The following is a 9,243-nucleotide window of genomic DNA, read 5'->3' on the forward strand; positions in this document are numbered from 1 at the left end:
GTAGTTTGGCATTACTTCATACTTGGGACCACAGTAGAGTGAAGTCAGCCCTATAAATATAGTCTAACCAAACAAAAAATAAAGCACTTTTCGTAATAGGTTTGTCCGATAACGGACATTCATTTCGCTTGTAAAACCGTACCCTGTTCGGTATCGAAAATACGCTTAGCAGCGAACTTAAATTCAGTACTGCTGCTAGGTTTAAGGTTTTAACAGGTGATAGAGTGAAACAGTTTTTAATGATCATGATTAGCATGGTGGCTTTTAATAGCGTGGCGAGCTTTGACGAAAAAGTCGCGGCTTCCTTTGCGGCTAAATATGAGGTTTGTGCATTAAAGCTAAAAGATACTCACGGTTATAAGCTTAAGGCGTTAGGGCTTAAAATTAAGGCCGATGAGATTGGTAGAGATAAGATCAGTGCTGACTACGTTAAAGCCTTTATTAAAGAGAAGAATAAAGCGTGGTTGCTACCCTTGCATAAATGCAAAAAGTTCGCTGATAGACTTTAGTGTTTTGAGCGCTGGGCGCCATTGAAACTATCAATCAACATTGAGGCCATTATTAGCCTAACCGTTCACCGTGGACGGTTTTCTTGTATCAATATTAAGTCCTTAATATGCCATAATGATACTTGGCGGCCGTCTGTAGCACTCTTTAATTTAAGGTATTAATTTGATTGGCTCAAAGCTTTTTAAAGCAATTAATTGGAATACTGTTCTATCCGCTGATTTGATTGAAAAGCTGTTGTCGGTTGCGCAGCTAAAAACGCAGTTAACATCAAGTACAATGGATGGTTCAAGGATCGCGCATCAAGGAGCCAGCTTCATAGTGGCAGGAACGGTTACCATATGTCTGCAAACTCCAAATCTTAAAACCGTCAATAACATGGTGATGGGTAAAGGTGATTGGTTTGGTAATTATGACAGTCGTAATAGCTTATATACGCCATTTTTCATTACTGAAATTGATGCCGTCACCCTTATCCACTTTAGCAACTTCGATCTACATCGCCTCGCTCAGGATAACCTTGAGATTTATAAATGGTTTCATTCGTTATCGTTAGAATCCAAAGAAAAATGGTTGCAGTCGCAATTGATGATGAGCGAGAACAAACTTAAACGAGTGGTATACCTGCTGTTAGAGCTTGCAGCTCATATCCCTCTAATACGAGGTGAGACGCCGAAGATTGCGCTATCTCAGCAACAAATTAGCCAGATAACTGGAATTTCCCGTCAGCGAGTGAATGAAGTTATCAAGCAATTAGAAAAAGAAAAATTAGTGGAAATTAAGCGCAGTTGTATCTACTTAACCAACCTAACAGGACTGGGAAGAGTGCTTGATCAGGTTGATTTGAGTATTCGTGATCCTAGATTGATGATTACTCATTGAATGAAAAAACCAGCGTAACAATGGTGGTTTTTTATAGAGTAAACTATTCTGATCGCTAGTTAGTAGTGGTGAACTGGCGGCATATGCAGCTTGCTCTATTGAGTCCAGCATCTTCAGGTAGATGTGTATATAACAGCTGAGCTATGAACTATGAACGACTAACTGTTTGCCGGCATTATTGCCTGTAATGAAGATTGCAACTGGCTCAACTCTACCGCGCTCAAAGGCCTCATCAACCCCTCAGCGAGATCCCCAAGCTGCAAACTCTGAATCGACACTCGCTTAAGGTCGATAACTTTATACCCCAATGCCTGTGACATGCGGCGTATTTGTCTATTTAGCCCTTGGGTGAGGATTATTTGATAACTATCGTCAGCTAAGCGACTCATTTTACAGGGCAGGGTGGTGATGTCTTTGTAGCTAACACCTGCCGCCATCAGTAGTAGAAATTCGTCACTGAAATGACGATCCACTGTAACGTGATAGGCCTTGCTGTGACCAAAGTCAGGGTGCATTAGCTGGTGGGTTAGTTCACCATCGTTAGTTAATATCAACAAGCCGCGAGAATCTTTGTCGAGTCGACCAACAGGATAAAGCCGTGGTGATTCAGGCAGTAAATGCAGCAAGCTATTGGGTAGATGAGCAAGCAAACGACTATCGGTGCCGACGGCTTTATTGAATAACCAATAGGCTTTGGCTTCAACCGCGGCGATTAACTTACCATTGACCAAGATCTGCTCTTGGCAACGCATGCCATCGGCCGTGTCGATTAGCGTCACTGTATCAATGTGGTTCGCGGGGCGTTCATCAATCATTACCTGACCATCTCTAATCAAGCGAGTGGCGGCGCGGCGAGAACAGCAACCGGTTAAGGACAGATATTTAGCGAGTCTCATGGCTGGGTTATTGCTCTCCAGCGAGATAACGTTGTGACAGCTCTCGGTAGTTCTTTATCGCAATGTTACGGATAGTCCATGCAAAAGATAAACACCAAAGCATAATGATATTAGTTTGAAGCCACATGCTGATCGCAACCCAGCAAGGACTTGTTTCTGGATGTTCACAAGGAACAAAGTCGAGTGTATTCCAATCGAGCTGCACAATGAGCGCTGATGCGGTAATAAGGCCCAAAATACTCAGTAAAAAGATAGGTCCCTTACAAATAGAATTTTGACTGAATCTATCGGTAATACACAGGAAATACATCAACACGGTACCGAGTAGAAAAGAGGTCGATGCTATACGATGCATATCAAGATAATTGATTGGAAACATCCCCATCAATAACACTGACATACCGACCCAGCCGCCGATTAAGGACAAGTAGTGACTAAAAAAACCTTGCTTAAGTAAGTAGAGTCCTAGCATGGCCAGCATGATGCACATACCGGCGGTCATTAAGGCGATGTTGAACACGAATGCGAGCTTGGCATCGTTGTAGTCGCCAAGGAAATCAGAACGACGATTAAACACTGCACTACCTATGTTTTGATATTCAGCCCATAGCGAGATAAGTACACCCGTTGCGGCGATAAGAGCGCTAAAGAAAATAGCCATGACGACTAAGCGGTGCAAGTCATATTGCATCGATTGGTACTTCATCTTATCTTTCATACTTGTGCACCATAAAAGACTCATCCTGCTACTAAGCGTGGGGCTAGGCATTATGACAAAAAGCACTGCTTGGGTGCACTCTTTTTTCAGTCAAACTCCCATTGATAATGGCCTAATACTTAACCTGCCTCATTCATTGTGCTTACGCAAGCTGTTCAATCGATGCTAGCGGATAAAAAATGCGCTTCCCCAGAATCAAGTGGGCCAAAGCGCATTAGTTGTAGCTGTTGCTCGATGATTACTTTTGTTGGAATTGGTACTCCTTTACGGGCTTAGCGCCAAGCAGATGTTCTACAAAATAGTCCCAACGTTTACGCACAAAATAGTCACTGTCATTTAGGAAGTGGTTGCGGTTAGGGTAGATCATCAAGTCAAAATCTTTGTTGGCTTTTATCAGTTTATCGACCAGTTGCAGCGTGGCAGCGGGATTAACATTATCGTCAAGCTCACCATGGGCTAGCAGTAGCTTACCTTTGAGTTTGGCAATACTGTCCATATTTAAGTTGCTTTGCTGGTCCCAATGTTTGGCGACGGGGTAGCCTAACCACGTTTCATTCCAACCGGTTTTATCGACTCTAAAGTCATGGTTACCCGATGCAGCGACAGCAACTTTAAAAAAGTCTGCATGCCTAAACATCGCTTGAACTGTGTCGTAACCACCTGCGGAGAAGCCGTAGATCCCAACACGGTCAATATCAAGGTAGCTGTGTCGCTTGGCTAGATCTTTGATGGCTTGCACATGGTCATCGACACCCGCTGCTAAGTTCTCGTAAGCAACTAGATGAAACGCTCTATCGCGTTTACTGGTGCCGCGACCGTCCATTTTGATGACAACAAACCCCAGCTCCGCTAGCGATTGCGCTTGTTCAAAGTAGCTCCAAAATGACTTAGGAGTGAAGAAGTTGTGTGGCCCGGTATAAGTGGCATCAATTACTGGGTATTGCTTGGCCGGATCAAAGTGACTGGGTTTGTACATTATGCCGTATAACTTGGTTTGGTTATCACTGGCAACCACTTCAAACGGTTCTGGAGCGCGCCAGCCAGTGGCCATTAGCTCTCTCACATCCGGTGTGCCAACCGTCATCACGATCTTGCCATCTACCGTGCTACGCACCTTGCTCGTTGGCACGGTTTGTACACTTGATGAAATATCGACAAAGTAACTAAAGTCAGGTGCGATGCGAGCGCTGTGCTCTAGTGGTTCAGGCGTGAGCAAGCGGTGGCCGGTGCCATCTAGATTAACTTTATAGAGGTGACGTAGGTAAGGGTCGCGATCATCGAATCCGCCAGATGCCTCGTAATATAGCGTGCGCGTTTTCTCGTCTAAGGCGCGGTAAGTTCTCACAAAGCAATCGCACTGAGTGATCTTATTCTTAAGCTTTCCGCTAGATAGCTCATACAGGTAGTATTGTTGCTTGCCTGAGCGCTGACTGCTCCAAACAACCTCGTCTGACTCTGGTAGTACCCAAGCATCTTGAGCCCAAGGATCAAGAAATTGTTCAGAGGTCTCTTCAGTAATTAGCCGTACCTGATGATTCTCGGGATTATATTCATGGAAGCTGATGCGTTTTTTAGCGCGAGTCTGCTCAAAGAAGTAGAAGCGGTTGTTATCTTCCCACCAACCCCAGAGCGGACCACCGTAGTAAGTTTGTAGTAACTTTGGTGCCGCTACCTTGGTCACCTTTTGACTGTTAACGTCAATGGAGTATATGTCGCCATACGGTAAGTTCTCATCGCCAGCGAGGGGGTAATAGTAGCTGTATAGCTTAGGGCGTAGGCCTTGGTCATGACTCGATTGGATCAAATGCAGCTTACTTACTTTTTCGCGGTTCATTCTATGGGTCAACACAGTTTGACTGTCAGGAGACCAGTAGACACTGAGTTTTTGTTTAACCTTAGCGGGATCTTTATTGATATAGGCTTTAGGGTTAACGTTTTGCACCGCATATGGATAACCTTCAGTGCCGTCAAATGTCAGCTGGCTAACTTTGTTGCTGCGGTTATCGGTTAAGTAGAGATTCCACTCTTTTACGCTCAATGCATAGTGGCCGTCAGGAGAGGAGTAGCTTGGCTGCTGCTTTTTGTTCTTTTTAGCGGTTTTGTCACAAAGACTGCTGAGTAGGTCACATTGATAATCTTGCTTGTTATAACGCATCGTCAGCTGATTTTTCTGTAAGTCTACCTTGTGAACGTTAAGCTGAAATGCGCTGGAACCGTCATGTTCTAGATTGGCCTTCAGTATTTCATGATCAAATAGCGCTGAGACTCTAGCCTGCACTGGGTTAGCTAAGAAATAGCTATAGTTGCTGTCTGTATCGATTTCGCTAAACCAGAACTGGCTACTGTTATCGATCCATTTAGGCTTAACTGCAAGATTTCGGACCATGTTACCGACATTCTTCGGCAAAAAAGCTTCGGCGCGCTGGTAATCAGCCTCTGTCACCTCGGGGGAGACGCTTGGGGTTGGTGTCGCTGCGCAAGCGGTTAGCATTGCCGTAGCGAACAATATCGCTGATTTCCTAATCATTTTACTCTCCAGTCACATCACTTTTATTTAGCGATTTAATAACAATCTGCAACATGATATTAAATAGGATGGATAATGTATACGTTATAATATTTTTGGCGTAAATAAATTAAGGTATATGGATATGATAAATAACAAGGCATTAGCTTGGGTATAGCTAAAGTGCGAAAAGTAGATGAGCTGCGCACTAGTGATGGGGTATAGCAGTCGGTAGCAAAAGAGCACCATTAAGGTGCTCTTTCAATCAGCGATAGGTTAGCTGTAGCTTATGCTGGCAATAGCAGTTAGTTTCGCTTGCGAAAAACCACAATCAGCACGGCGACGACAGCAAGGATCATGCAGTACCAAGCGTGAGTAACCACTTCTAATGGTGACAAGCTAAAGGTTGATGCAATTAACAGTGCTTGTGCGCCATATGGGATTAGACCTTGGATAATGCATGAGAAAATATCCAAAATGCTGGCGGCACGTTTTGGGGTGACGCCATGCTTTTTAGCCAAGTCTTTAGCAATATCACCGGTGACCACAATCGACACGGTATTGTTTGCCACACAAGTGTTGGTTGCAGCCACAATGCCTGCCATTCCGAGCTCTGAAGCGCGGCATGATGCTTCGCCTTTCGCTTTTGAGAAACGAGTAATTAGCTTTTCAATCTGCTTGCTAACAAACGCTAAGCCACCTTGCTGCTGCATCAGCGCGGCTAAGCCACCGACCAACATAGAGAGAATGAAGATCTCTTGCATGTTGCCAAAACCTGCGTAGATATCTTGACCAAACTGGATGACACCATAATCCATGGTGAGTAGACCAGTAACACCGGCTAGCAAAATACCGACAGTAAGCACCACAAATACATTTAAGCCGGCGACAGCTAGAAACAAAATCGTTAGATAAGGGATAACTTTTATGTAATCAATTTCTTGAGCTGCAACGTCAGCTTGGCCTTGCCCCACCAATGTAAACACGATAAGCGTGATGACAGAGGCTGGGATAGCGAAGATCAAGTTTTCTTTAAACTTGTCTTTCATCTCACAGCCCTGAGTACGCGTCGCTGCAATGGTCGTATCTGAGATGATAGATAAGTTATCGCCAAATAGAGCGCCAGATATTACCGCGCCGGCCATAATCGCTAAATCAATTTGTGCTTCGTTAGCAACACCCAGTGCAATAGGGGCTACTGCGGCGATGGTGCCCATTGAGGTGCCCATTGCGGTAGCAATAAAGGCGGCAATCACAAAGAAGCCTGGCAGCAATAAACTAGATGGAACCAGCGACAAACCAAGTGCAACGGTAGCGTCTACGCCGCCGGTTGCTTTTGCTACTGCCGCAAACGCACCGGCAAGTAAGTAGATCATACACATCGCAATGATGTTGGAGTGACCAATACCCGCTAAGAAGGTTTCGATTGATTGGTTAAGCTGCTGCTTAGAGATTAGAATCGCAAAGATGATGGCCGGGAGAATGGCGACCACGCTTGGCAATTGGTAAAAAGCAAAATCGACACCTTGGCTTTGAAAGTAAACTCCAGCACCAATAAACAGTGTTAGAAATAGAAATAGTGGTGTCAGCGCAAGAAACGATGGCGCTATTACGTCAGTGGCTGGAGCTTTAGGGGCGTTAGTGGAATTCGTCAATGTTATCTCTCTTCTTATTAAATCAGTCATCGAACCATTGTTCCCATTGCCCTCCTAGCTGGAACAAACTGTGTTTTAAATGATTAAACTCACAGAATGGTACATCTCAATAGTTGAGAGGATATGAGATCCAGCGGCGCCTGTCAATTTAGACGTCTAGATGTTTTTACTTCCAAAGTGAAGGTTTGGCAAAAGTTGTGACATAGGTTGGGTTAGTCACTGCTACTTCAGTAAGAACTTAACTTGCCAAGGATAACGCCTAAATACAAACGTTTTACCGCGACAAAGCGGATATTTCGAATATTTACTGCTAACTAAGGTGCTAGAATAACCGCCTTATTGTCCGCTTAACGTTGAGAGCCTTTGATGCAATTAATGCATATAGATAAACAAACCTATCGCAAGAATACTAACATTGTGATCAGCAGCTTTGTCGCGAGTTTAGCGATACTGGCATTGGTATTTGGCGCCTTATTGATTCATTTTTTTGGTGCAGCTGATGTTGCGAGTGATGTTGCGGGTGATGGCTCGACCGGCAATTTCCATTTAAATGTGATGGGAGTGATGATGGCGATAGTCCTCTGCAGCTGGGTGCTGCATTCGCAAAAGCATAAGCCCTTTATGCGAGAAGTCTATTATGTGTGGCGCTTAAAGCAGTTGAATAACCAGATTTATCGTAAGTTGGTCAAAATCAAACGGGCAGCAGATAGCAACGACAAGAATGCTTTTATCATCTTGAGTTTTTATTTTGCTAGCCTAAAGCAAGTTTATAGCTTAGACGACAACACCTTAACCATATCGACTGTAGAGAATGATCTTGCGCAGCTGAACGCCAGAATTGCCGAGTTGGATATGAATGTCTCTGCAGAGCAGTTTGAAGCAGACTTGTTAGAAAGGATCTAATGCCGATAAGTTTGAGCAGTATGGGCGAGTAACAAACTAGCCCACACTGCAATTCTAACTTGTTAGCTGCTGACCAAAGTGGTTCCAATTATCTACACTGGGTTATAAATATCTTCAGCAGCTATTGCTAACGCTGAAAATGTAGCGCTTATTATTAATATAGCTGTTGTAGTGAATATCTCACTTTTAATTGCTTTTAAGTGTTTTGTTTTAAGTCAATATTATTATTTTAGTTCTTTATATTAAATTTATGTCAATCATATTAAATCGTCTTAGATCTAATATCTTAATATAGTCTTGCTGTTCAATGCATGGTTCGCAATCGAAGAGCTTACTTACAGATACATTTATTAGGTAGTATTTTGTTTTATCCATGTCACCTAACTGTTCAGTTTCAAGAATCATATTAGTCAGGTTTTTAATTTTTAATATGTCATCGCTATCTACATCAATACTTAAAGTGTTTTTATTTAATGAAACTAGCAACTCGCTAAGTTCACTAGAGTTTTCCCCAGTTTCAAAATAAATAGGCTGGAGATCATTTGATATAATTAGTGTCTGAGGGAATCGATTGGGAAGGTCTAGCTTTTTCCACTCTTTGCTATTTACATCCAACTCAACAGCTAAAGTTGACGTTGAGAACATTAAAACAAATAGTGTATTTAATAAAAGTTTCATCCATGTTTCACCTTGTCATTGTACTTTTTAATTGTTTTACCACAAACATGTTCGATTATTTACTGCTACCATGTCAAACTTCTAATTAATTATCAGCAAAAGTGTTCACTAAAAATGTTGAACTTAGTTGTTATGTACTATAAGTAGATATAGAGCAATTAATTATGTCCTCATGATTAGTTACTATTAACGTTCAATTTTAAAGTGCAAAAATCACCATTCCAAATTTCGAACATAAAGCTACAAAGTTCTATCGAAGTTGCCGAAACGGAGTTAACTTTCAACAATTGTGGTTCCAATTGCCTGCGGCAGGCGTATGTGCAGACGCAACTGAGGCTCGCAGCAAGTTCGTCCCTGAATGCTCTACGATGGCATCCATGCCATCGAAGGCCTCAACCGCATCTACACTTGCTTATAAAAGCGCAAACTCTCGGCATTTGCATATCCAATACTAAAGCTAGAAATTGTAGCTTTCAGTAAACGCCATGACTTAAAGGC

8 protein-coding genes are annotated in these 9,243 nt (G+C 42.9%); 3 read left to right on the forward strand and 5 right to left on the reverse strand.

Features of this window, described 5'->3' with window-relative positions:
* Positions 1-224: 224 nt before the first annotated feature.
* Entirely contained in the window at positions 225-509 is a 285-nt protein-coding gene (locus tag L2755_RS21340; RefSeq protein ID WP_248982663.1) for a hypothetical protein, read from the forward strand.
* Between the two features lie 163 nt (positions 510-672).
* The gene (locus L2755_RS21345; protein ID WP_248982664.1) at positions 673-1,389 is read left to right on the forward strand and encodes a Crp/Fnr family transcriptional regulator; all 717 of its coding nucleotides are present in this window, start codon (positions 673-675) and stop codon (positions 1,387-1,389) included.
* Between the two features lie 158 nt (positions 1,390-1,547).
* Here the strand turns inward: L2755_RS21345 and L2755_RS21350 are convergent, their stop codons facing one another.
* The 4 genes from L2755_RS21350 to L2755_RS21365 form a co-directional block, all read right to left on the reverse strand.
* Complete coding sequence (locus tag L2755_RS21350) at positions 1,548-2,285, reverse strand: pseudouridine synthase (RefSeq protein WP_248982665.1); 738 nt, start codon at positions 2,283-2,285, stop codon at positions 1,548-1,550.
* 7 nt (positions 2,286-2,292) lie between these two features.
* A complete protein-coding gene (locus L2755_RS21355) occupies positions 2,293-3,003 on the reverse strand; it encodes a DUF998 domain-containing protein (protein WP_248982666.1) in 711 nt (236 codons plus the stop codon).
* 238 nt (positions 3,004-3,241) lie between these two features.
* Complete coding sequence (locus tag L2755_RS21360; protein ID WP_248982667.1) at positions 3,242-5,530, reverse strand: S9 family peptidase; 2,289 nt, start codon at positions 5,528-5,530, stop codon at positions 3,242-3,244.
* 284 nt (positions 5,531-5,814) lie between these two features.
* Positions 5,815-7,194 (reverse strand): Na+/H+ antiporter NhaC family protein, encoded by a 1,380-nt coding sequence (locus tag L2755_RS21365; protein ID WP_283102901.1) that lies wholly within the window; start codon positions 7,192-7,194, stop codon positions 5,815-5,817.
* Positions 7,195-7,530: 336 nt separating this feature from the next.
* On the opposite strand from L2755_RS21365, the gene L2755_RS21370 reads away from it, so the two are divergent.
* Complete coding sequence (locus L2755_RS21370) at positions 7,531-8,067, forward strand: DUF3087 domain-containing protein (RefSeq protein WP_248982668.1); 537 nt, start codon at positions 7,531-7,533, stop codon at positions 8,065-8,067.
* A 237-nt stretch (positions 8,068-8,304) separates the two neighbouring features.
* Here L2755_RS21370 and L2755_RS21375 read toward each other — a convergent pair whose 3' ends face one another.
* Complete coding sequence (locus L2755_RS21375) at positions 8,305-8,745, reverse strand: hypothetical protein (protein ID WP_248982669.1); 441 nt, start codon at positions 8,743-8,745, stop codon at positions 8,305-8,307.
* Between the last annotated feature and the right edge of the window lie 498 nt (positions 8,746-9,243).

It is taken from the genome of Shewanella abyssi, from assembly GCF_023284025.1.
In the GTDB taxonomy this organism is placed as follows: Bacteria; Pseudomonadota; Gammaproteobacteria; order Enterobacterales; family Shewanellaceae; genus Shewanella; species Shewanella abyssi.